23 protein-coding genes are annotated in these 22,943 nt (G+C 65.7%); 8 read left to right on the top strand and 15 right to left on the bottom strand.

Features of this window, described 5'->3' with window-relative positions; all coding sequences use genetic code 11:
* From manB to rfbD, 3 genes are all read right to left on the bottom strand, one after another.
* Nucleotides 1-822: mannose-1-phosphate guanylyltransferase (manB, locus tag ACXAID_RS02680; RefSeq protein WP_475020632.1), on the bottom strand; the 822-nt coding region annotated here is incomplete at its 3' end.
* Nucleotides 822-1,715: a glycosyltransferase family 2 protein gene (locus ACXAID_RS02685; RefSeq protein ID WP_475020633.1), complete on the bottom strand. Its 894-nt coding sequence runs from the start codon at nt 1,713-1,715 to the stop codon at nt 822-824. The genes ACXAID_RS02685 and manB, both read right to left, overlap by 1 nt.
* 66 nt (nt 1,716-1,781) lie before the next feature.
* Nucleotides 1,782-2,657, bottom strand: coding sequence for a dTDP-4-dehydrorhamnose reductase (gene rfbD / locus ACXAID_RS02690; protein WP_475020634.1), 876 nt, complete (start codon nt 2,655-2,657; stop codon nt 1,782-1,784).
* 66 nt (nt 2,658-2,723) lie between these two features.
* Here rfbD and ACXAID_RS02695 point away from each other — a divergent pair, with 66 nt between their 5' ends.
* The 5 genes from ACXAID_RS02695 (at nt 2,724) to ACXAID_RS02715 (ending at nt 7,699) form a co-directional block, all read left to right on the top strand.
* Nucleotides 2,724-4,205 carry an LCP family protein gene (locus ACXAID_RS02695; protein ID WP_475020635.1) on the top strand — a complete coding sequence of 494 codons (1,482 nt, stop codon included), beginning with the start codon at nt 2,724-2,726 and terminating at the stop codon, nt 4,203-4,205.
* 1 nt (nt 4,206) lies between these two features.
* Nucleotides 4,207-4,926 carry a TIGR03089 family protein gene (locus tag ACXAID_RS02700; protein ID WP_475020636.1) on the top strand — a complete coding sequence of 240 codons (720 nt, stop codon included), beginning with the start codon at nt 4,207-4,209 and terminating at the stop codon, nt 4,924-4,926.
* A gap of 99 nt (nt 4,927-5,025) precedes the next feature.
* Nucleotides 5,026-5,358, top strand: coding sequence for a hypothetical protein (locus tag ACXAID_RS02705; protein WP_475020637.1), 333 nt, complete (start codon nt 5,026-5,028; stop codon nt 5,356-5,358).
* A 184-nt stretch (nt 5,359-5,542) separates the two neighbouring features.
* A complete protein-coding gene (locus ACXAID_RS02710) occupies nt 5,543-6,829 on the top strand; it encodes a glycosyltransferase (protein ID WP_475020638.1) in 1,287 nt (428 codons plus the stop codon).
* Between the two features lie 84 nt (nt 6,830-6,913).
* On the top strand, nt 6,914-7,699 hold the full coding sequence (locus ACXAID_RS02715) for a biotin--[acetyl-CoA-carboxylase] ligase (protein ID WP_475020639.1): 786 nt from the start codon (nt 6,914-6,916) through the stop codon (nt 7,697-7,699).
* Nucleotides 7,700-7,706: 7 nt separating this feature from the next.
* Here ACXAID_RS02715 and ACXAID_RS02720 read toward each other — a convergent pair whose 3' ends face one another.
* From ACXAID_RS02720 to ACXAID_RS02740, 5 genes are all read right to left on the bottom strand, one after another.
* Nucleotides 7,707-8,063: a hypothetical protein gene (locus ACXAID_RS02720; protein WP_475020640.1), complete on the bottom strand. Its 357-nt coding sequence runs from the start codon at nt 8,061-8,063 to the stop codon at nt 7,707-7,709.
* Between the two features lie 55 nt (nt 8,064-8,118).
* Entirely contained in the window at nt 8,119-9,288 is a 1,170-nt protein-coding gene (locus ACXAID_RS02725; protein WP_475020641.1) for an acyl-CoA dehydrogenase family protein, read from the bottom strand.
* Between the two features lie 65 nt (nt 9,289-9,353).
* Nucleotides 9,354-9,545 (bottom strand): hypothetical protein, encoded by a 192-nt coding sequence (locus tag ACXAID_RS02730; protein WP_475020642.1) that lies wholly within the window; start codon nt 9,543-9,545, stop codon nt 9,354-9,356.
* A gap of 178 nt (nt 9,546-9,723) precedes the next feature.
* Nucleotides 9,724-10,227, bottom strand: coding sequence for a 5-(carboxyamino)imidazole ribonucleotide mutase (gene purE / locus ACXAID_RS02735; RefSeq protein ID WP_475020643.1), 504 nt, complete (start codon nt 10,225-10,227; stop codon nt 9,724-9,726).
* Between the two features lie 22 nt (nt 10,228-10,249).
* Nucleotides 10,250-11,455, bottom strand: coding sequence for a 5-(carboxyamino)imidazole ribonucleotide synthase (locus ACXAID_RS02740; RefSeq protein ID WP_475020644.1), 1,206 nt, complete (start codon nt 11,453-11,455; stop codon nt 10,250-10,252).
* A gap of 93 nt (nt 11,456-11,548) precedes the next feature.
* Between ACXAID_RS02740 and ACXAID_RS02745 the strand changes: the two genes are divergently transcribed.
* Entirely contained in the window at nt 11,549-12,214 is a 666-nt protein-coding gene (locus ACXAID_RS02745; RefSeq protein WP_475020645.1) for a GtrA family protein, read from the top strand.
* Between the two features lie 7 nt (nt 12,215-12,221).
* On the opposite strand, the gene ACXAID_RS02750 is transcribed toward ACXAID_RS02745, so the two are convergent.
* The 6 genes from ACXAID_RS02750 to ACXAID_RS02775 form a co-directional block, all read right to left on the bottom strand.
* Nucleotides 12,222-12,782 (bottom strand): YdcF family protein, encoded by a 561-nt coding sequence (locus ACXAID_RS02750; protein ID WP_475020646.1) that lies wholly within the window; start codon nt 12,780-12,782, stop codon nt 12,222-12,224.
* A gap of 45 nt (nt 12,783-12,827) precedes the next feature.
* Nucleotides 12,828-14,225 carry an FAD-dependent oxidoreductase gene (locus ACXAID_RS02755; protein WP_475020647.1) on the bottom strand — a complete coding sequence of 466 codons (1,398 nt, stop codon included), beginning with the start codon at nt 14,223-14,225 and terminating at the stop codon, nt 12,828-12,830.
* Nucleotides 14,226-14,232: 7 nt separating this feature from the next.
* Complete coding sequence (locus tag ACXAID_RS02760; RefSeq protein WP_475020648.1) at nt 14,233-14,886, bottom strand: undecaprenyl diphosphate synthase family protein; 654 nt, start codon at nt 14,884-14,886, stop codon at nt 14,233-14,235.
* A 19-nt stretch (nt 14,887-14,905) separates the two neighbouring features.
* The gene (locus ACXAID_RS02765; RefSeq protein ID WP_475020649.1) at nt 14,906-16,429 is read right to left on the bottom strand and encodes a sugar transferase; all 1,524 of its coding nucleotides are present in this window, start codon (nt 16,427-16,429) and stop codon (nt 14,906-14,908) included.
* A gap of 136 nt (nt 16,430-16,565) precedes the next feature.
* Complete coding sequence (locus tag ACXAID_RS02770; RefSeq protein WP_475020650.1) at nt 16,566-17,243, bottom strand: GAF domain-containing protein; 678 nt, start codon at nt 17,241-17,243, stop codon at nt 16,566-16,568.
* A gap of 156 nt (nt 17,244-17,399) precedes the next feature.
* Nucleotides 17,400-17,918, bottom strand: coding sequence for a PH domain-containing protein (locus ACXAID_RS02775; protein ID WP_475020651.1), 519 nt, complete (start codon nt 17,916-17,918; stop codon nt 17,400-17,402).
* 811 nt (nt 17,919-18,729) lie between these two features.
* Here ACXAID_RS02775 and ACXAID_RS02780 point away from each other — a divergent pair.
* Nucleotides 18,730-20,214 carry a lipopolysaccharide biosynthesis protein gene (locus tag ACXAID_RS02780; protein ID WP_475020652.1) on the top strand — a complete coding sequence of 495 codons (1,485 nt, stop codon included), beginning with the start codon at nt 18,730-18,732 and terminating at the stop codon, nt 20,212-20,214.
* Between the two features lie 372 nt (nt 20,215-20,586).
* On the top strand, nt 20,587-21,339 hold the full coding sequence (locus tag ACXAID_RS02785) for a hypothetical protein (RefSeq protein WP_475020653.1): 753 nt from the start codon (nt 20,587-20,589) through the stop codon (nt 21,337-21,339).
* 49 nt (nt 21,340-21,388) lie between these two features.
* On the opposite strand, the gene ACXAID_RS02790 is transcribed toward ACXAID_RS02785, so the two are convergent.
* Nucleotides 21,389-22,810 (bottom strand): SGNH/GDSL hydrolase family protein, encoded by a 1,422-nt coding sequence (locus ACXAID_RS02790; RefSeq protein WP_475020654.1) that lies wholly within the window; start codon nt 22,808-22,810, stop codon nt 21,389-21,391.
* Nucleotides 22,811-22,943: the final 133 nt, after the last annotated feature.

Below are 22,943 nucleotides of genomic sequence, written 5' to 3' on the forward strand. Positions count from 1 at the left end.
GCCCACCACGGTGCCGCCGATCAGCAGGGCCCCGGGCGCCACGCCGGCGCCGTCGTGCACCAGCGATTCGCCGCGGTGGCCCTTCAGCGCGGGCGAGGGCGCGATGCCGCGCACCAGATCGGCCGAGCCGCGCACGAAGTCCTCGGGGGTACCCATGTCGCGCCAGTAGGTGGAGTCGACGTAGCCGCACACCTTGAGGCCGTCGGTCAGCAGTTGCGGGAAGACTTCACGCTCCACCGACACCGCACGGTCGGTGGGGATGCGCGAGATGACGTCACGGTTGAACACGTAGCAGCCGGCGTTGATCTGGTCGGTCGGCGGATCCTGGGTCTTCTCCAGGAAGGCCGTCACCACACCGTCGGAATCGGTTGGCACACAACCGAAGGCGCGCGGATCTCCGACGCGCACGAGGTGCAGGGTGAGGTCGGCGTCGCGCTCGGAGTGCGAATCGAGCAGTGCGCGCAGGTCGCAACCGGACAGCACGTCGCCGTTGAACACGATCGCGGTGTCGTGGCGCAGTTTGGACGCGACGTTGGCGATGCCGCCGCCGGTGCCCATCGGTTCGTTCTCGACGACGTAGTCGATCTGCAGGCCGAGCTTGGATCCGTCACCGAACTCCTGCTCGAAAACCCGCGCCTTGTACGAGGTGCCGAGCACGACGTGCTCGATGCCGGCGTCGGCGATGCGGGACAGCAGGTGGGTCAGGAAGGCCAGCCCCGCCGTCGGCAGCATGGGTTTGGGAGCCGACAGCGTCAGCGGACGCAATCGGGTGCCCATCCCACCGACCAGTACGACTGCATCGACCTGTGCCGGGTTGACCATCAGCGAAGCCCTTTCGCCTGCGCCCTACGCGACTTTCGACGTGAATTGCGGACCACCAGGCCGGCCCGCGCCCCCAACGCCCCCCTGAACGCCCACCGTAACGGGGCCTGGTACCAGCTGGGGTAGCGATCTGCGAGAAAAGTGTAGGTGCTGACGTGGTGGGCGGCCAGGTTGCGGGCCGGGTCCCGGCCGGTGGAGTGCCCCTTGGCGTGCAACACCTCGGCGCTGGGCACGTAGATGCTCTGCCAGCCGGCCCGGCCGAGCCGGTCGCCCAGGTCGACGTCTTCCATGTACATGAAGTAGCGCTCGTCGAAGCCGGTCACCTGAGCGTAGGCAGCGCTGCGCAGCAACAGGCACGATCCGGACAGCCAGCCCACCGGGCGTTCGCTCGGGTCGGCGCGGTCCTGGCGGTAGGCCGCGGTCCACGGGTTGGACGGCCACAGCGGCCCGACCACGGCATGCATGCCGCCGCGGATGATGCTGGGCTGGTGACGGGCCGACGGGTACACCGAGCCGTCCGGGTCGTGGATCAGTGGCCCGAACGATCCGGCGGACGGCCAGCGGGTCGCCGCCTCGAGCAGCAGGTCGATGCTGCGCGGGCCCCACTGCACGTCGGGGTTGGCGACCACAAAAAAATCACAGCAGTCCGTCAGCCCGTATTCGGCGACGGCGCGGTTGATGGCGGTGCCGTAGCCGAGGTTGCCGCCGGTGTGCAGCAGGTGCGCGTTGGGGTAGCGCTGCACGGCCTCTTCGGGTGCGCCGTCGGTGGAGCCGTTGTCGGCCATGATGACGGTCACCGGCCGGTCGGTAGCGTGCGCCAGCGTGGCCAGGAATCGGTCCAGGTGGGCACCGGGTGAGTACGTCACCGTCACGACGTGGAGTTCGTCGCTCACTCGGGTGCTGCCCATCTCACGGCGTCGAGAGTAGCTGGCGCGGCGGCGTGAAACGCTGCCGCGGTGTCAGGCCGGGGCGAGCAGCGCCTCGGTTAGGGCGTCGCGCCAGGAGCGCAGCGGCGCGAGCCCGGCCTGCGCCGATTTGGTCGCCGACAGTGCCGAGTACGGCGGGCGCGGGGCGGGCCTGGGGGCCTTGTCGCTGCTCACCGGCCGGACCCGGGCCGGGTCGGCGCCGAGCTCGGCGAAGACGGCCTGGGCCTGTTCGTAGCGGCTGACGGCGCCGGCGTTGGCGGCGTGCAGCAGGGGTTCGCGGATGGCGCCGTCGGCGATCTGCAGCAGCGCCCCGCACAGGTCGGCCACGGAGGTCGGTGAGCCGGTCTGGTCGGCGACGGCGTCGACGGGATCGGCGCCCGCGGCGGCCCGGCGCATCGCGGCGACGAAGTCGGTGCCGGTGTCGCCGCCCTGGTAGATCCAGGAGGTGCGGACGATGTGCGCATCGGGCATCGCGGCCAGCACCGCGCCTTCGCCGCGCAGTTTGGTTCGCCCGTACACCGACAGCGGCCCGGTGGCGTCGTCGATGTCGTAGGGCCGGGGCCCGCCGCCGGGGACGTCGCTGAAGTCGCCGCTGAACACGTAGTCGGTGGAGATGTGGATGAGTTCGGCGCCGGCGCGGGCGCAGGCGTGTGCGACGTTCTCAGCGCCGGTGACGTTGACGGCGAAGGCCCGCTCGGGGTCGGTTTCGGCGGCGTCGACCTTGGTGTAGGCCGCGCAGTTGACGACCACGTCGCCGGCGGCGATGAACCGCTCGGCGGCGGTGGCGTCGGTGATGTCCCAGTCCGCTGAGGTGAGCGCCGACACATCGCGTCCGCGGGCGCGGGCCTGACCAGCCAACGCCCGTCCCACCATGCCGCCGGCTCCTGAAATAACGATTCGTCCGGTCATGTCACGAGTTTGGCACGCCCGTGTCACCTCCCCGGTTCCCGGCCTTGTCGCCAGTAGCCTGGGCAAATGCCTGCAGCTCAGTTGATGCGCGCCATTTCGGTGGCGATGGCGATGGCGATCGTCGTGGCCACCGGGGTCGCGTGGGGCAAGATCCGCGCCTTCGAATCCGGCATCAACCACATCAACCCGGTTGCTCTCGGCGGCGGCGGCGAGGACGGCGCCATCGACATCCTGCTGGTCGGGATGGACAGTCGTACCGACGCGCACGGCAATCCGCTCAGCGCCGAGGAGCTGGCGGTGTTGCGGGCCGGCGACGACGTCGCCACCAACACCGACACGATCATCCTGGTGCGCATCCCGAACAACGGGAAGTCGGCGACGGCGATCTCGATCCCGCGGGACTCCTACGTCGAGGCGCCCGGGCTGGGCAAGATGAAGATCAACGGGGTGTACGGGTCGGTGCATCTGGAGGAGATGAAGGAGCTCGTCGAGCAGCAGGGCGTGGACGCCGCGGTGGCCGAGCCCGAAGCCAAGGCCGCCGGCCGCGAGGAGCTGATCAAGACGGTGGCGAACCTGACCGGGGTGACGGTCGACCACTACGCCGAGATCGGCCTGCTCGGGTTCGCATTGATCACCGACGCTCTGGGCGGGGTCGATGTGTGTCTCAACGCCCCTGTCTACGAGCCGCTTTCGGGTGCCGATTTCCCGGCGGGCTGGCAGAAGCTCAACGGGCCGCAGGCGCTGAGCTTCGTGCGGCAGCGCCACGATCTGCCGCGCGGCGACCTGGACCGGGTGACCCGCCAGCAGGCGGTGATGGCTTCGCTGGCCCACGACGTCATCTCGAGTCAGACGCTGTCGAGTCCGGCCACGCTGAACCGGCTGGAGGACGCGGTGCAGCGGTCGGTGGTGCTCTCCGACGACTGGGACATCATGGATTTCGTCTCTCAGCTGCAGGAGTTGGCCGGCGGCAACGTCGCGTTCGCCACCATCCCGATCGTCGAGGAGGCGGGCTGGAGCGACGACGGCATGCAGAGCGTGGTGCGGCTCAACCCGACCGAGGTCAAGGAATGGGTGACCAGCCTGCTCAGCGAGCAGGATGAGGGCAACACCGAGGAGTTGGCCTACAGCCCGGACAAGACCATCGCCGAGGTGCTCAACGACACCGACATCAACGGGCTGGCCGCCGCGGTGTCGCATGTGCTGGCGACCAAGGGCTTCACCCCCGGCAATGTCGGCAACAACGAAGGTGAGCGGGTCGACACCAGCCAGGTGCGGGCAGCGTCGCTGGAGGACCTGGGCGCTCAGGCGGTGGCGGCCGATCTGGGTGGGCTGCCGGTGGTCGAGGATGCGTCGGTGCCTGCGGGCACGGTGCAGGTGGTGCTGGCCGCCGACTACACCGGCCCGGGTGCGGGGCTGGACGGCACCGACGTCACGCTGATGGGCGGGGACACGATGGAGACCGGGACGGTGACCGACACCGGTGAGGTGTTGCCGGCGCCGCCGGAGATCATCACGGCCGGCTCGGATGATCCTCAGTGCGTGAACTGACGTGACGAACCTCAGTTCGGCGATCCTGGATCCGCTGCTGGCCGAGAACCCGGCCGGTCCGCGGATCACCTATTACGACGACGCCACCGGTGAGCGCATCGAGTTGTCGACGGTGACGTTGGCGAACTGGGCCGCCAAGACCGGCAATCTGCTGCGTGACGAGCTCGGGGCCGGGGCGGGCAGCCGGGTGGCGGTGCTGCTGCCGGCCCACTGGCAGACCGCGGCGGTGCTGTTCGGTATCTGGTGGATCGGGGCCGAGGTGGTGCTGTCCGGCGGTGACGGTGACTGCGAGGTCGCCCTGTGCACCGCCGACCGGTTGACCGAGGCCGACGACGCGGTCGGGATGGGTGAGGTGGCGGTGTTGTCGCTGGATCCGTTCGGCAAGTCGGTGCCGGATCTGCCGGTCGGGGTGACCGATTACGCGACGGCGGTGCGGGTGCACGGCGATCAGGTGGTCCCCGAGCAGGCGCCGGGGCCGGCGTTGGACGGCAGGCCGGTGGACGAGGTGCTGGCCGCCGCGCGGGCTTCGGCCGAGGCGCAGGGGTTGGCGGCCGAGGACCGGGTGGCCTCGACGGCGGGTTGGGAAACCGGCGATGACCTGGTGACGAAGTTGTTGGCGGTCTACGTGGCCGGCGCTTCACTGGTGCAGATGGCGAATTTGGACCCGGCTTTGCTGGAGCGCCGAAGAGTTAACGAGAAATTGACACGGGCGCTACCGTGACCATATCGTTTCCGTAGCCTCACACTGTTCTCAGTTGCGTGCGTCACACTGAAACTGGTCGGAGCGTGACAGTGTTGGCAAATACGGGGAGGTCCGCCGATGTCGTCGACCATCACTGCGATAGCGGTCAGTGTGGCACTGACGATGTGGCACGTCTTCAACCGTCGCCAGCCCGGCTGGCATGCCAGCGCCGAGGGCCGGCTCGACATCTACGGCGGCTACCTCCTAGTGATCATCGCCTCCTATTGGCTGGTGACGGCCCCGACCGCGACGACGTGGGAATGGGTTCTGGGCAACGCGTGGGCGCTGGCTGCGATGGTCGCGTTCGTCTCCGGCTTCGGCGCGCTGCGACGTGCCGCGGCCCGGCACGAGCAGACGGCTCAGTTGCTGGAGACGCTGGAACCGGCTCCGGTGGGCCCACCGAGCAGCTAGGCCTGGATCCGTCAGGAACCGCCGGCGACACCGGGCCACAGTCCTGAACCGGTTGGAAACCTAGCGCGAGCAGGTGGCTGACGCCGGAGTCGCCCAATGTCCTTTCGTACGCAGGAAAGTGACCTGTCCGCGCACCCACACCAAGAGTCCTTAATGTTGTGAGGACGCTTTAGGCTCCCTGGGTATGCCGTCGCGTCCTGATATTTCGATACTCGGGCTGAATTATCCGCCTGAACACACTGGCATTGCGCCGTACACAGGCGGGCTCGCCGTCGGTCTGCGGCGCCGCGGGTTTCGGGTGACGGCACATGTGGCGCATCCGCACTACCCCCAGTGGAAGATCCACGCGGGTTATGGTGCATGGTCTCGAACCGAGAACATCGACGGCGTGGAGGTGCACCGCCGGCTCCATTACGTGCCACATTCACCCCGGGGCGTGCGCCGGCTGTTCTCAGAACTGAGCTTTGGGCTGAGGCTGGCATTCGCACGATGGGACAAACCGCAATTGACGATTGCCGTCGCGCCTTCACTATTTTCTACGACGCTCGCCGTGCTCCGAATGCGGTTGAGCCCGCACCGGCCACCGCTGATTGTGTGGGTGCAGGACATCTACTCACTCGGGATGACGGAGACGAACGAAGGCGGCCAGACCGCACGTCGGATCATGCAGTGGGTGGAATCGCGCACTCTGCGCAGTACAGACCGTGTTGTCGTCATCCATCAGCGCTTCGCGGACTTCCTCTCCCAACAGCTCGGTGTCGAGAAATCGCGGGTGACGGTGGTGCGAAACTGGACGCACCTACCGAAGTCAGAACCGATTGACCCGGCTTCGGCGAAGGCAGCGCTAGGCTGGCCGGAAGACATCGCGCTCGCGGTGCACACCGGGAACATGGGCGCAAAGCAGGGTCTGGAAACCATCGTTGACGCGGCACGCTTGGCAGATCAGCGTGAAGCATCAGTCCATTTCCTGCTCGTCGGAGACGGCGGCGAGCGAGCCATGCTGGAAGAGCGCGCTCGCGGCATTTCCCGAATTTCATTCGTCGACCCGCTGGGCGACGCCGAGTACCGATTGGCGCTCAATGCCGCCGATGTTCTCCTGGTCAATGAGAAGCCTGGAGTGTCGGCGATGGCTGTGCCGAGCAAGCTCACGTCTTACTTCGATGCTGGGCGGCCAGTGGTGGCCGCTACCGACCTCGATGGGATCACCGCCTCGGAAGTACTAGCGGCGGGCGCGGGAGTGGTGGTCCGCTCAGGCGCACCCGAGGCGCTCGTGGACGCCATTCTGGCCGTCACTGCAGACCCGGAGGCGGCAAATCAATTCGGCCTCAATGGACGCCGGTACCGCGAATCCGTCCTCGACGAGGACGCTGCGATCGAGCATTGGGCCAGCCTGATCGAGTGCTTGGTGCCCGGTATCCGCCCCGAACAGGTGGGACGAGATGACAGTTCCGGTGAACGTCGAATGCTGTAATTATCCTTGCCCCGCCGGGATGGCCCGGGTCGAAGCCCGGCACCGTGCGCTCAGCGACGGCTACACGCCGACTATTCTCGTCGTGTGACCGAGCGCACCGCCCTCGACGTTGACCTGCTTCGCGCCGCCGCCTCGGGTACCCGGTGGCGTCGCGTCGATGTGGTCGAGCAGACCGGTTCGACGAACGCCGACCTCATCTCCCGGGCGGCCGGCGGCGAGGACATCGCCGGGGCGGTGCTGCTGGCCGAATTCCAGAGCGCCGGGCGGGGACGGCACGGCCGCAGTTGGTCGGCGCCGCCGCGGTCGCAGATCTCGATGTCGGTGGCGGTCGACACCAGCGGGGTGGCCGCGGCGGGCTGGGGATGGCTGCCGCTGCTCACCGGGCTTGTCGTGGTACAGACCGTGCGCGATTTCGGGATCGATGCGGGCCTCAAGTGGCCCAACGACGTGCTGGTGGGCTCCGGCAAGCTGGCCGGCATCCTGGCCGAAGTCACCGGACCGACGGTGGTGATCGGGCTCGGGCTCAATGTGTCGTTCACCGAGGCCGAGCTGCCCGACCCGAACGCCGTCTCGCTGTCGATGCTGGGCCACGACGCCGACCGCAACGAGCTGGCCATCGCGCTGCTGCAGGAGTTGGACACCCGGTTGGCGCACTGGCGGGCCTGCGGCGGCGCGGACGCCGAGCTGGCCGCCGACTACCGCAGCAGCAGCGCCACGATCGGCACAAAGGTCCGCGCGGTGCTACCCGGGGACACCGAAATCATCGGCATGGCAACAGGTATCGATGACGCCGGCCGGCTGCTCATCGACAAGGCGGGCGCGACGGTGACCGTGTCGGCCGGCGACATCACCCACCTGCGTCAGGCCTGATCGTGGCCTATTCGGCGGGCTTGTCGATGATCGAATTGAGCAGGTCGACAATCTGCTGTTGACCCGCCGCGGTGGCGTCGAACTTGCCGCGCATCTCGGCGAAGCCGCTGTCGACGTGGCTGCGCAGGTCGGCGAACTCGGCGCGCAGGTCGGTGAAGTCCTGCCGCATCGCGTTGAAGCTCGCGGCCGTGGCGTTGCGGAAGTCACGAAGCTCCCCGCGGATCTCTCCGACGTCGCGGTCGGCCGCCCCGGCCAGTACCCGTGCCGCCGCCGCGTCCTGCTGACTTCTCTGCACCGTGTCCGTCAGCTCGCGCACCTGGTTTTCCAGGGCTTCGACGCGCGGTTCGAGGTCACCGGATTCCACCTGCCCAGATTACCCAGCGCGACGGGCGCCCGGGAACGCCAATTCGCAGGGGTGGTTATTTGAGGAGGGCGCGGCTCATGACGACGCGTTGGATTTGGTTGGTGCCTTCGTAGATCTGGGTGATCTTGGCGTCGCGCATCATGCGTTCGACGGGGAAGTCGCTGGTGTAGCCGGCCCCGCCGAACAGTTGCACGGCGTCGGTGGTGACCTCCATGGCCACATCGGAGGCCAGGCACTTCGACGCCGCGGAGATGAAGCCCAGCTCTGCTTCGCCGCGTTCGGCGCGCGCGGCGGCCGAGTACACCATCAGCCGGGAGGCTTCGACCTTCATCGCCATGTCGGCGAGCATGAACGCCACTGCCTGGTTCTCGGCGATCGGGCGGCCGAACTGTTTACGGTCTTTGGTGTAGGCGATCGCGGCATCCACCGCGCCCTGGGCGATCCCGACGGCCTGGGCGCCGATGGTGGGGCGGGTGTGATCCAGGGTGGCCAACGCGGTCTTGAACCCGGTACCGGGCTCGCCGATGATCCGGTCACCGGGGATGCGGCAGTTCTCGAAATACAGTTCGGTGGTCGGCGACCCCTTGATGCCCAGCTTTTTCTCCTTGGGTCCGACGCTGAAGCCCTCATCGGTGTCGTGGACCATGAACGCCGAGATCCCGTTGGCACCCTTGTCCGCATCGGTGACCGCCATCACCGTGTACCACGACGAGCGGCCGCCGTTGGTGATCCAGCACTTGGCCCCGTTGAGCACCCAGCCGTCCCCGTCAGCGGCCGCCCGGGTGCGCATCGCCGCGGCATCCGAACCGGCCTCGCGCTCGGAGAGCGCATAGGAGGCCATCGCCTCCCCGGCCGCGATCGCCGGCAACACCTGAGCCTTGAGCTGCTCAGAACCGCGCAGGATCAACCCCATCGTGCCCAACTTGTTGACCGCCGGAATCAACGACGCCGAGGCATCGACGCGCGCCACTTCCTCGATCACAATGCACGCCGCCACCGAATCGGCACCCTGCCCGCCATATTCCTCGGGCACATGCACCGCGTTGAACCCCGAAGCGTTCAACGCCTCCAACGCCTCGACCGGGAACCGCGACTGCTCATCGACCTGCGCGGCAAACGGCGCGATCTCCTTCTCACACAGAGCACGGATCGCCGCCCGCAACTCCCGATGCTCGGCGGGCAACTGGAACAAATCGAAATCAGGATTCCCGGCCGAACCACCCATCGTCATCTCCTCGCTATAGGCCCGTGACCACAGTGTTATCGCTACACCGGAGCACGTGGGCCTTCTCAGGGAAGCTTCAGGTCCATCGTGGTTGTTTCAAAGACGTCATGGGTAATTTTCGGACTATGCAGGTATTCGTCGCAGGCCGGAGCTTCCGCCACGTCGCGCAGTGTCAGTGCGGCTGGAGCGGTCACACTCGCCTGATGCGCGGGTCGGCGGTTGTCGACGTCGGAGAGCACGCGGCCCTGACCGGCCACCTCCCGGTGTCCGTGCCGTTCGTGACCCGCGAAGAGGCTCCGGTTCTCGAGCTTCAGGCGTCCTGACGGCTCCCGCACGACCTGCCCATCGCGAGCGGCAAAGTCGCCAAAACGGTTGTATCCCTAGGCAACAAGCGACTTTGTCGCTCGCCGTGGCGGGCCGAATACTCGGGGAAGGTCAGTCGCCGAGCAGCTTCTGACGCAGCGCCGAATCCTTTTCCAGCACCATCTGTTCGAGCCCGGCCTGAAAGTTGGTCATCTTCTCGCGCAGCCGGGCATCGGTGGCGCCCAGGATGCGCACCGCCAGCAGGCCTGCGTTGCGGGCGCCTCCGATGGACACCGTCGCCACCGGCACGCCGGCGGGCATCTGCACGATCGACAGCAGCGAATCCAGGCCGTCGAGGCGTGCCAGCGGCACCGGCACCCCGATCACCGGCAGCGGGGTCGCCGAGGCCACCATGCCCGGCAGGTGCGCCGCTCCCCCGGCCCCGGCGATGATCACCTCGATGCCGCGCCCGGCCGCCTCCTGCGCGTAGGCCAGCATCCGGCCCGGGGTGCGGTGCGCGGAGATGACCCCGACCTCGAAGGGCACCTCGAATTCGGCGAGCGCCTCAGCGGCCTCGCCCATCACCGGCCAGTCGCTGTCGCTGCCCATGATCAGGCCCACCCTGGCGCTATTCATTTCTGCTCCTCGCGTCCGCGGCTCATGCGTGCGGATCCCATCCGTCGGTCCATTGCGCGTGCGACAACCAGTGTGCCGCCAGCTCCGCGCGCTCCCGCAGCAGCTGCCAGTCCGAGCCCACCAGGTTGACGTGCCCGATCTTGCGCCCGGGGCGCTCCTGTTTGCCGTACAGATGCACCTTGGCGTCAGGCATCCGGGCGAACAGGTGGTGCACGCGTTCGTCCATCGACATTCCCGGGGTCTCGGGCGCCCCGAGAACATTGCCCATCACCGTGACCGGCGCCAGCGCCGAGGTGTCGCCGAGCGGGTAGTCCAGAACGGCGCGGAGATGCTGTTCGAACTGGCTGGTGCGGCAGCCGTCCATGGTCCAGTGCCCGGAGTTGTGCGGGCGCATCGCCAGCTCGTTGACCAGCAATTGCCCGTCCTGCGTCTCGAACAGCTCGACCGCGAGCACCCCGACCACGCCGAGTTCGGCGGCCAGTCGCAGCGCCAGCGATGACGCCTCGCTGCCCAGCGACTCCGCCAGCCCCGGCGCGGGGGCGATCACGGTGACGCAGATGCCGTCGCGCTGCACGGTCTCGACCACCGGCCACGCCGCGCCCTGCCCGAACGGTGAGCGCGCCACCAGCGCGGCCAGCTCACGGCGCATGGCGACCTTCTCCTCGACCATCACCGGCACACCGTCGGCCAGGTAGCGCTCGACCACCTCGGCCGCCTCGGCGGTCGAGGAGGCCATGACGACGCCCCGGCCGTCGTAGCCCCCGCGCACCGTCTTGATGACTACGGGGCCGCCGACCGATTCACTGAACGCGACGACGTCCTCGACAGACGACACCGCCGAGTACCGCGGAACCGGGGCTGCGAGGGCATCGAGGCGTTGCCGCATCACCAGCTTGTCCTGGGCATGCACCAGCGCCTCGGGGGGCGGGGCGACAGCGACGCCGTCGGCGACGAGTTTCTTCAGCAGCTCGGTCGGCACGTGCTCGTGGTCGAAGGTCAGCACGGTGGCGCCGGCCGCGGCGCGGCGCAGCGCGTCCAGGTCGGTGTGGGAGCCCAGGACGATGTCGGGTGACACCTGAGCTGCGGGTTCGTCGCTGCCGGTGGCCAGCACGCGCAGGGTCTGACCGAGCGCGATGGCCGCCTGGTGGGTCATCCGGGCGAGTTGCCCGCCGCCGACCATGGCGACGACGGGCGGGGCTGCGGGGGCACGGGTGGGGTCATCTGCCACGCGCCTATGGTGTCATGACCCGGGTCACCCGATTGACCTGCGGCGCAGCAGCGATGCGGTAGTTCTTGCTTTGGTTCCGTACACTCGCTGCTTGTGTCCTTTGCCGATGCGACGATCAAGCGCCTTCCGGGGCCGATCCGTCCTTTCGCCGAGCGGCACCACGAGCTGATCAAGTTTGCCATCGTCGGTGCGACGACGTTCGTCATCGACTCGGCGATTTTCTTCACGCTCAAGCTGACGATCCTCGAGCCCAAGCCGGTGACGGCCAAGATCATCGCCGGCATCGTCGCGGTGATCGCCTCCTACATTCTGAATCGGGAGTGGAGTTTCCGGGATCGCGGCGGCCGCGAACGTCATCACGAGGCTTTGCTGTTCTTCATGGTCAGCGGAGTCGGCGTGGTGCTGGCGATGGTGCCGCTGTGGATCTCGAGCTACGTGTTCATGCTGCGGGTGCCGATGGTGTCGCTGGCGACGGAGAACGTCGCCGACTTCATCTCGGCCTACATCATCGGCAATCTGCTGCAGATGGCCTTCCGGTTCTGGGCGTTCCGGCGGTTCGTGTTCCCCGACGAGTTCGCCCGCAACCCGGAGAAGGCGCTGGAGTCGACGCTGACGGGCGGCGGATTCGCCGAGGCGGCCGAGGACGAGTTCGAGCACCGTCACCGGGGTGGCAATGTCACGCCGATGCGGCCGCGGCGTTCCCGCCGGCAGCGTCAGCTGCGCGACACCTCTGATTCCCGGATCTCGAAGTCCTCCTGAGCCGGCATCAGCACGGTCCCTGAATCTCTGCCTTGACCCACGCGGCGTACTGGTAGAGGTACGTGTACTGCCACTGCAGCACCGACATCGAGTAGTCGCGGGGCACCTCACGCATGATCGCGGTCCTGCTCGGCGAGGTGAAGCATTGATCGAAGATCTTGCGGGCGCGCGGCAGGTGGTAGCGCCAGCTGACCACGATGATGTCGCGCCAGCCGCGCTGCTCGGCGAGGTCACGCGCCACGATCGCCTCGCCTCGCGTGGTCAACGGCTCCGGTGCGCGGCAGAGCACCTCGATATCGGGCCTGGGCCGGCAGGCCTGCTGCATCACCTCGTCGGTGGGCTCGTAGGGGTCCGACAGCAGGACGGTGTCGGCGTAACCCTGCTCGGCGAGGTCCAGGCCGTAGGCTTCGCGGCCGTCGTGTTCGCCACCCAGCACCACGATCGCGTCAGCCCGCCGCAACGGGTCGGACTCCGCGTGGGCGAACAGGATCGTGCCGCTGACACCGTTGACCACCAACAGCGCCGCGAGAGCGGCCACCCCGGCAAAGACCTTCCCCCACCGGAACACGCTCTGACGGTAGAGCACGGGCCGACGCCGCGCAGGCGGGCGGCCTCAGCCCTTGGTCAGGTCGGACTCGTGGTAGAGCGTGTCGGTGTTGACCTGCCACGGGTCGACGTTCGCGCCGAAATAGAGTGCGACGCTCTGCAGGGCGCTCGCCATGGCGTGGTCCTGGTTGTCGTAGCGGTGCATGCCGTTGCGGCCGACCGGATACAGCAGCGGATAGTGCCGGCGCAGATATTCGCGGATCTGTCCGACGCTTCGGTCGCGGGTGGCGTTGTGCACCGGATAGGCGTACGGGGACCGGGAGATCATGACGTGCTCGACGGGGCTGTCCGCGCAGCCGAGCACCTCGAGGTCACGTTTGACCAGCTTCAGCAGCTTCTGGTCACTGACGCCGCGCAGGTCGCTGTCGGCGTCGTAGTAGTACTCGAAGCCCAGGTAGGTTCCGTCGAAGTTCGCCGGGGCCAGGTCGGGCGACCACCGCGTGTAGTTCTGGATTCGGCCCACCCGGCAGTCCGCCCCCGGGGTGTACACCCAGTTGTAGGGGATGTCGTAGCGTTTGCGCAGCGCGACGGCCACGGTGATCAGCCCGCGGTGGCGCAGGCGTGCGGCCACTGCCCGGATGTGGCGCGGCGGCTGCGGGTCGAGCGCTTCGATCAGCGCGGACAGCGGCATGCTGGAGAACACCACGGGGCCCGACACGGTCTGCCCATTGTCCAGGTGCACAGTCCAACCATCGTGGTCGTGACGCGCACTGACCACCCGGGCGTTCATCGCCAGCGTGACCCCGGCGGCCTTGAGGTTCGCCGCGGCCGCTTCCCAGACCTGGCCGGGGCCGTGGCGCGGGTACCGGAAGACGTCCTGCTGTGCGGGGTCGAGGTTGTCGCGCAACCGCCAGTCGATGGGCTTGATCCGCTGGTTGGCCCAGTCGCTGGCGATCTCGCTGGGCTCGGTGAGCCACGTCTTGCGGACGTAGCCGTCGAAGAACGTCTCGTACCAGTGCCGGCCGAACTCGTAGGTGCCCCATTCCTCGAAGTTGGGCGACCCGTCGACGACGAGGCGCCCGGTACTCATCCGCGACCACAGCAGGCTGCCCAGGCCCTGCGCTCCGCTGCGCCAGCCCAGCTTGCCCACCAGGTCGCGCCCGCGCAGCGGGTACCGCACGTAGTGACCGTTGACGAGCATCGCCGAGCTACGGGGTACCGCGATCCACTGGTCCTCGGGGAGCAGCGATCGCCACAGGTCGGCGATCTCCTCGACCTTGGTGAAGAACCGGTGCCCACCCGGGTCCAGGCGCCACTGACCGTGGGTCGGGGTGCGGGCCAGCCCGCCGACGTTTGCCGAGGCCTCGAGGATGGTGGGCGTGACCCCGCGATCGACCAGAGCAAGCCCAGCGGTGAGACCAGCCGGACCGGCGCCGATGATCAGGGGCATGCTGTTTGCCATCATGGGGGTATTACCGCCCCCGCAGTTGGGGAAACCGACGATGCTCGGCGATCAGTTCGTCGACCTGCTCGGTGGTCAGCTCGTTGAGGGGTGTCGCAAGGAAATGCAGCTGCGCATATTGGCACTGCAACGGCAGGAAGCCGCTGAGCAGCGGCTCGGGGGTGGTCCGGATGACCAGGTCGACCTCACCGATGTCGAGAGCCGAGACGATGTCGCACCCGTCGTCGAGTGCCCGCCGGGCGGCGGCGCGCACCTCGTCGTAGGCGTCGTAGGCCGCCAGGATGTTGACGCGAAAGCCGCTGCCGGTCATCGCGGCTTCCACCCGGTCGGCGGCCGCCCGGTAGTTCTGCGGCAGCACCGTGCGGTCGCCGTGCACCCGCACCGAGCAGACGGCGGGATCGAAGGCGGCGGGAATCAGTGTGGTGAAGAAATGGACCGATGAGGCGTACACCGCGTCGAGTTCTGCGCCGGTGCGCGAGAGGTTCGCGCGGCTGAGGTTGTACACCGACACGGTTTGAACGCCGTTGCGCTGCAACGCCAGCAGGATCTCGACGACCTTCTCGGCGCCGCGCAGGTACGCCTCGGCGAGGGTGGTGCCGTTGGCCTTGGCCCAGCGGCGCAGCCCGTCGGGTATCAGGCCGACATGCGCCGGTTGATTGGCCACCCCATCCCTCTCCGCTGAATCAGTCTTCGGCACTGCGCATGACCGCGACGACGGTGAGCAGCAGGATCTTGACGTCGAGCAGCAACGACCAGTTCTCGATGTAGTAGTTGTCGAACTCGGCCCGGTCGGCGATCGATGTCTGCCCGCGCAGTCCGTGCACCTGCGACCACCCGGTGACGCCCGCCTTGACCCGATGGCGTTCGCCGTAACGCCTGATCTGGATTTCGAACAGTTCGACGAACTCCGGGCGCTCCGGGCGCGGGCCCACCATGCTCATCTCGCCGCGTACCACGTTGAGCAGCTGCGGCAGTTCGTCCATCGAAGTCTTTCGCATGATCTTGCCGATCCAGGTGCGCCGGTCGACACCCTCGACCCCACCCGGTGCCGAACCCTCCTTCAGCTCGAACGCCGCCGCGTCCGGGTCCAGCGGGCGCATGCTGCGGAACTTCAAGCAGTCGAACACTTTTCCGTCGCGGCCGATGCGGGGCTGCTTGAAGAAGATCGGCCCCGGGGAGCTGAACCGGACCAAGACCATGAGCGTCAGGAATAACGGTGAGATCAACACGAGCCCCAGCCCGGCGGCGACCCGGTCACCGATGTGCTTGACGGTGAACTGCCAGCCTCTGGGGTCGATGTGGTCGAGAACCACCAGCGGAACCCCGCCGAGGTGCTCGACCCAGGCTCCCCCTCCGACGGCGTCCATCAGCCTGGGCACCACGCGGACGCGCAGGCCGAGATTGTGCGCCTGATGCGCGACGCGCGCCAGCTGCTGGTCCGACACCGTCGAGGGCGCGACGATCAGTTCGGTGGCCCGGGTGGTGCGGACCGCGGTCTCGAGGTCGTCGGTGGTTCCCAGGTAGGGAACGTCGACCACCTCGGTCTGGGTGGGCCGCACGTCGTCGAGGACGCCGACCGGTCGCAGCCCGTAGTCGGGCACCTGCTGCATCCGCGCGATGAGTTGGTGGGCGATCGACCCGGAGCCGATCACCAGCGCCGGCGCGCCGAGGTGAAGTTTGCGTACTGCGTAACGCTGGACCAGCGAGCGGGTGAGCCGGAACGCGGGCAGCAGGATCGCGCCGCACACCCAGATCCGGACCATCATGTCGCTGGGCCGGACGTAAGATCCGCTCACGTCGCCCTGCAGGTGCGGAACCGCCACCGCCATGACGGTCAACGCCCCCAGCGCCGCTACCGCGACCGCCGTCTCCACCGGCTCGAAGTCGTCGAGGAAGCGATTGTTGAGCTTCTTCTTGTACATCGATCGGGTGGCCAGCATGATCACCACGAACGGCACGAACAGCCATGCGTACAGGTAGATGCTGCGGTTGTCCTCGACGGCCGACCACCATTGAGCCGCGGCGACGGCCAGTACCGCGGCGGTGACGTCGAGTGTCAGGGTGACCGCGGCGAAGCCGCGTTCGCCGCGCAGCGCCGCCAGCCAGCGCGGCATGGGCGGTTCGGCGAGCGGCGGCACCGATTTCAGCCGCGGCGCGGCGACCCGACCACCCGGCGCGGGAGCCGTCGCCCTCACCTCTTGATGCATGCGCCATCCTCTTGACGAACACTCTCTGCGGATACCTTAAGGCGCTTTGAGTCGAAGGTGCAGTCGAATGACGGGGCGGTGAGACGCTTTGCCCGGCCGGTGGCAGCCTGGGTAGCTGCGCGGTGCATATCGCGCGTCAGCCTGCGGGCCCGGTACCGAAGATGCGTTCGTTGGCGAGTTCGGCCAGATCGCTGAGGATCTGCACGTGGCCGGTGGTCCACAGGCGCGGCTGCTCGTCGAAAACGCACAGCGTACCGATCGCGTTGCCCTCACCGTCGGTCAGCGGTATGCCCAGGTAGGACGCGACGGTGCCGTCGAGGACCGCGGGGTGGTTCTTGAACAGCGGATCGGTGCGCGCATCCTCGAGCAGCAGCGGCGCCCCGTTTGCCACCGCGTACTGACACACCGACCGGTCCAACGGTGTCTGGCGTTCCGGCTCGGTCAGTTCGCCCAGTCCGGTGGCGCTCTTGAAGAACTGCCGATCGGCGTCGACCAGGGACACCAACGCATGGGGCGCATCGAGCGCCGCGGCGGCCGCACGGGTGATGCGGTCGTAGACCTCCTCGACCGGCGAGTCCAGCAGCCCGGTGGCATGCAGGGTCCGGAGCCGTTCCGGATCGGCGATCGCCGCGGACACGTCCGGCAGGGCGGGGTTTGCGAACACGCCGGCCCGGGCGAGGTGGGAGACCATCTCCTCGGGCGAGCGGGTCGCCGACCGGGTCAGGTCGGCCAGCATGCGGGTGGCCACGGCCCGGGCCACGTAGGTGTCGGCGTCCTCGCCGGCCTCGCGCGCGCACTCGGCGAGCTCACGCATGAGCCAATCGTCATACCCCCGAAGCCTCCCCGTCACGATGGATACGCTAGCTCACCTAACGCACCTGGATGCATCGAAGTGGTCGCGGTTGGTCGCCTGGTCAGCGACGTTTTCGCGCAGCTATGTCGCCCGGGTGGCCGCCACAGGGTGAGAAGGTCAGCTGGGTGCTTCTTCGGAGCCCAATGTGTCGAAGACCTCGTGGTACAGCAACGAGTGCACCCGCTCGACGTTCGGGATGTCCTCGAACTCCAGCGGGTCCTGCGCGGCCGATTCGATGATCAGCGTGCCGGTGCGCAACATGCGGTCGACGAGGCTGTGCCGGAATTCCACACTGTTGATCCGGGCCAGCGGGATGTCGATGCCCTGGCGGGTGACCAGCCCGTGGCGGTACATCACCCGGCGGTCGGTGATGACGAAGTGGGTGGTCCACCAGTTCAGGAACGGCCATACCGACAGCCAGAGCACCAGGAGCAGCCACAGCGCGGCGATGACGAGGTGCACGATGTTCTTGGCGTTGGATTCCCAGTTCAGCGTGGTCACGTAGCCGGCGAGGAACGACGCCGCGGCGCTGGCGACGATGAGGATCAGCCCTGGGACGGTCAGCCGCCCCCAGTGCGGGTGGCGGTGCAGCACGACGTGTTCGTCTTTGGCCAGCACATTGTCCGGGTAGCCCACGGGAGAACTGTACTCAGGCGGGGATCACGCAGGCGGGGCCTACTCGTCGATTGGGCGCGGGCGAGAATCAGACCCCGTTGGCGCACCCTGGACGCAGGTGGCCCGGACCTGCCAGCCGTATGCGCACGCCGAGGCGAAGCGGTGTCGCGCAGAGCCGACTTCCCGCCCATGCATCGGCGGGACAAGGGCGGTTAGCGCGGCGATGCCCTTGGCCGTGGGCCCGTCCGCTTCCTCTGAGAAACGAGCTCGGCTACGGAACCGGGGGGCGCTCATGCCGGGAGATGGTCGAGTCATAGTAGACGGACATCCCCTTTCCGGATTGACTGCACGAGACAGCCGCAGGAGCAGATTCCTTGTCGATCGACAGAACCGCCGACGGACTCCTGGCAGCGACATCGTCTTTGACTGTTCGGCAATCGTGGATTTGCCTCATCGCTTCCTCAGCGGTCGACTCAGGGTGCTCCGGTGGACCGGGGGTGGGTGGGCCAAGAACAGCGGCGCCAAACAGAAGTGGTGCAGGTTGGACCGGATGCCAGCGGCCACGTGACAAGCCCGGGGCCGAACCCCGGTCGGCTAACGGCATTCGACACCTGGCCTCACTCTCCGCGATTCCTACGGGAGAAGAGCCTCGCCTGATGTTGCTCTGTATCATTCAGCGGGGCGAAGCGCCAGATACCTCTGTGTGTGACCGGTGTGGTTCAGCGCATGTCGGCGCAACTTGCCGGCTATCGCAGCATCCTGTAGGTCCGGCGAAGCTTGCTGAACGCTGCGGCTCTCAGATCGGCATGACGCTCAGGAGGGGCTCGCTCAAATGAGTAACCTGGCAAAACGGGCATTCAGCGGCGCCAGCGCCACCCTCTCTTGGCAGGCGGCACGGGTTGTCCTCATGACCCTGTCGATTGTCGTTCTCGCGAGGCTGCTCTCGCCGGCTGACTACGGCCTCATCGCAATGGTGACAGCTGTGATCGGAATCGGGGAACTACTGCGCGACTTCGGTCTCTCGATGGCAGCCCTCCAATCCAAGACCCTCACCGCCGACGAGAAATCGAACCTCTTCTGGCTGAACACCTTGATCGGCGGATTACTGACAGTACTTACATTTTTTGCATCCTGGCCGATCGCGAGTTTCTACGGTGATGACCGGCTTGTCGGGATTACGCAGGTACTCGCGCTGACGTTCCTATTAAACGGATTCGCCACACAGTTCAAGGCGCAGATAAACAGGGAACTCAGGTTCATCGCACTCGGCGTCACGGAAGCGGCGCCCCAAGCACTCGCACTCGTAGTGGCGATTGTGATTGCCGTAACCACGCACAGTTACTGGGCGCTGGTCGCTCACGCTCTGGTCATCGCGATCGTCGGCGCGCTGCTGTGCGTCGGGCTCGCGCGATGGTGGCCGGGACTCTACCGCCGGAGTGTGCCGATCAGTCGCTTCGTGCGCTTCGCATCACCTCTGGTGGGAACACAGCTCCTTGCCTATGTCGCGAGGAACATCGACAGTGTCCTACTCGGCGTTCTCAGTGGGCCCGCGGTTCTCGGTATCTATAACCGCGCCTATCAGATCGTCGTGTTGCCGCTGAACCAGGTCACGTCACCGTTGACCCGCGTCGCTCTACCAGTGCTGTCGAGGTTGCAGGACGCGCCGGAGGTGTTCATGCGGTTTCTCAGAACCGCGCAGTTCGCAACCATCACAGTCGCGTCCATCTTGTACGGCGTGATGATCGGTTTCGGAGATCCCCTCGTCCGAATCATGCTGGGCGATCAGTGGTTGGAAGCAGTTCTGGTCCTGCAGATCCTCGCGTTTTCTGGCCTGTTCCGAGCCCTGACTCAGGTTTCCTTCTGGACTTACGTTGCCCTGGGACGCACACGTGAGCAACTCGGAGTCGCCTTGATAGGCCGACCCATCATCGTCGTCGCAATTGCGGTGGGCGCAGTGACCGGGGGTGCGGTCGGCGTGGCCGCAGGGTCTTCGGTCGGGTACGCGATCTTCTGGATCCTCAACATGTGGATGGCGGGTCGCATCACAAGACTTCCCATTGGCCAGCTAGCGATATCAGGAATAGCTCTGGTGGGGGTTTTTGCACTGCCGGTGGCCGCGGTCGGGCTGACGGCGGTGCATGTCTTCGGCCATCAATGGACCACCTTGGTGATCGGCGGCCTTCCGACACTCATGCTGGTTGCGGCCGCGATCTACTTTGTCCCACGGTATCGTGCCGAGTTCGTACGGTTCGCGCGGCTTGCGCGTGACCGAAAGGGGCCTGCGGATCCTAGGCAGGCTTCGGGACTCGAGACCTGAACACCACGCCGTTGCGCTGCGGGAGCTTCACCCAGCCTCTGGACGCTCGACGGAGACTCTCCAATACATGGGTGGCGCTGTAGAGGTATAGGGTGGCGCTGTAGAGGATGGTCCGAGTTAGCACTCATAGGCCGCCGGAGTCCGGTTTGCCGACGAACGAGGCAAAAGTCGACGATGCCGCGTTTGAGTCACGCTGACTACGCGGCCCGCAAACTCCGCTGCAGTAAGGCAATCACAATTCGGCAGAGGCTTGAGCAGTACCTGAGAGTCGGTCTCGATCCCGGGGCTCGAAGTTGCGGCTATTTCGCCGTCGGCTAGAATTCACTCGGCGCAAATTGAGGTCTAATTGCCCAGAACGAAGGCGGGGAAGCGGTGACATACGTCAAGAGAGCCAAGTGGCATCTGGATCGGTCCGTTACGAGGGCATTGGGGGTAGCGGGAACGCGACCTGTCCAGCCAGCTCAATTTTTCTACCTCGAACGTGAGAACCTTGCTTTTCTCATCATTTCAAAAAACGGCTGCTCGGCAGTCAAAGAATCTCTGATCTCATCAGTTCTCGGTGATGTAGACCTACCCTTTGAAAAGGTGCACCACTTCTTCAAACACAACCGGCAGGAGTTGGAGTCACGAGGATTGACTCGATATTTTTTCTCCGAAACTCCAGATATAAGTAGCTTTCTTGCCGGCAAGACGCTTCTGGTATTCGAACGGTCGGTGCTCTCTCGAGTCCACTCTGTGTATAAGGATTACAAGACCGGCAAAAACAAGATGATCTTTCCGGTATTCCCACGATACTCACTGACTAAACGTGACGAACTGGATTGGACTCTGGATCAGTTTTGTGAGGTCATCAGCGGGATCGGCGACAGTCTCGCGGACCGGCACTATCGGTCACAGACCGCCTTTTGGGATGCGATCCCAGAGAGCTGCGAACTGATAAGACTGGACTTGAGAGACATGCAGAACCAGTTCGCATCACATCCGCTCTTGAGCAGCTTACCAGCGCCGAGGCGGCGCAACGTCGGATCGACAACTCCCGACGATCCCATGAGCACCGCTTCCGTCGAATTGATGCGCACGCGGTATGCACAGGATTTGGAATTTGGGATCCCTTTCGAGAACTGACGTCCTTCCGCATCAGGGTTCCCAATATTTCTGCGAGAATTTGGTCAGCCTATATTTTCCCAATTGATTCGAGATAGCCTAAGATGCCAGCAAGCCATGCTGCCATTTGCCGGTGACCTTCCGGCATATTGGGGTGCACATAGTCCCTCATGTTGGACTGGGATACGACACCGAGAAGCGAAATCACATAGACGTTCTCAGCCCGCCATTCAGGCAGGTCGTAATATGCGAATATTCGTCTCGACAGCTCAATCATATTGAAATTGAATTCAGTCCTGGATACTTTTTCATCGCTCCAGAACCTCGACGGACCTCCACTCGGCGGGCCAATCAGTACTATTGGGATCCCTTGGTTCCAGTCGCGAATTGACGCTATCATTGTATCGAGATTTGACTTGTAGTCTTCCCACCCTTCCTCGCTGAGCGACGACAGAAATTCGACTGTGCCCAACATGATGCTGATTGAAGTTGGTCGAGCGTGTTGGAATGCCGCACCGAATCGCGCAATATATTGCGAGAATGAAAATTCGGCCTCAGGCTGTGGATCCATGGCTTCCCAACCATCGCCGTCGAACTCTCGCCATTGCCCTCCTGCAGCGTAGGCGGGGTCGACGATCACATCCCCGATGCGAGAGTCGACCGGATATCCATTTGAGTTGAAGTTATAGGGTTCCTCAAGGGCCCACCCACGGGCAATCATCTGAAATCCGTCGTAGTGGTACCCGCCGGGATCCGCGGTAGTGACGTCCTTCCAGAAGGATGCGTTACCGAGATACCGGCCGCCATCCACATTGGCAGGGAACAGAAAGGGCGAATCGCCGCCCTCAGATTGGGCGATACTGGTCAGATAGCGATCTGGGGTCCACCCGCCGCGCCCCTCGACGTTCACCAACCCGTTGTCGTATGTACGGATACCAACAGTGCGGCCATCTAGCATGCACTCTGCCGCGAAAGCTGGATAGCCGCCCGCCCTGGTGATGGAGTCGCCGATGCTCAGATGCGCTACATCGCTCAGACTCGGGCGAGAAACGACCACACTCGGCCGTGTTTCTGAAGCAACAATATTGCCCGACTGGTCACGAACCACCAGCGTGAGCAAAAAGGTACCGGCCGTCAATGGGGTGTATTCCCAGTGATTTCCATCGGCATTCGACTCGGAGAGCGGGACACCCGATACATCCACCTCGCTGTTCTCGCCAAGATCTCTGATGATGTCAGAAAAATTCAGACTGTATTTGACACCGGCAAGAAAATAGAGGGTGGACGGCAGCTCTATCTGAATTAGCGCATCTTCTGATGGTGGAATTGCCGGAACCTGTGATGGAAAGCCACTAAGGCCGATTCGACCCACATTGGACGGCGGTAACGGATCCGTACAAAGAGGACCGTCGAAGTCTACCCATCCGCAACCCGAGAGCGTCGAAACAGCTAAGACAAGAACAGAGGCGACCCGGACGATTCTGCTGGTCACTGCGCGTGGCGATTGACACACAACAGAACGCTTCACGGACCCTCCGACCGCCACCAGACCCGCGCTTTGACGCGGATTGTCTGGTCTACTCAACTCCAACCGGGCGTTCTATCTCTCGGCGGCTCCGTCAGGG

It is taken from the genome of Mycobacterium sp. ABE4_509, from assembly GCF_056160785.1.

Bases quoted from the DNA above. Each gene is read 5' to 3' on its own strand.
- rfbD (WP_475020634.1), bottom strand. From the start codon at position 2,657: ATGACCGGACGAATCGTTATTTCAGGAGCCGGCGGCATGGTGGGACGG.
- ACXAID_RS02695 (WP_475020635.1), top strand. From the start codon at position 2,724: ATGCCTGCAGCTCAGTTGATGCGCGCCATTTCGGTGGCGATGGCGATG.
- ACXAID_RS02705 (WP_475020637.1), top strand. From the start codon at position 5,026: ATGTCGTCGACCATCACTGCGATAGCGGTCAGTGTGGCACTGACGATG.
- ACXAID_RS02710 (WP_475020638.1), top strand. From the start codon at position 5,543: ATGCCGTCGCGTCCTGATATTTCGATACTCGGGCTGAATTATCCGCCT.
- ACXAID_RS02725 (WP_475020641.1), bottom strand. From the start codon at position 9,288: ATGGGTGGTTCGGCCGGGAATCCTGATTTCGATTTGTTCCAGTTGCCC.
- purE (WP_475020643.1), bottom strand. From the start codon at position 10,227: ATGAATAGCGCCAGGGTGGGCCTGATCATGGGCAGCGACAGCGACTGG.
- ACXAID_RS02755 (WP_475020647.1), bottom strand. From the start codon at position 14,225: ATGATGGCAAACAGCATGCCCCTGATCATCGGCGCCGGTCCGGCTGGT.
- ACXAID_RS02765 (WP_475020649.1), bottom strand. From the start codon at position 16,429: ATGCATCAAGAGGTGAGGGCGACGGCTCCCGCGCCGGGTGGTCGGGTC.
- ACXAID_RS02770 (WP_475020650.1), bottom strand. From the start codon at position 17,243: ATGCGTGAGCTCGCCGAGTGCGCGCGCGAGGCCGGCGAGGACGCCGAC.
- ACXAID_RS02780 (WP_475020652.1), top strand. From the start codon at position 18,730: ATGAGTAACCTGGCAAAACGGGCATTCAGCGGCGCCAGCGCCACCCTC.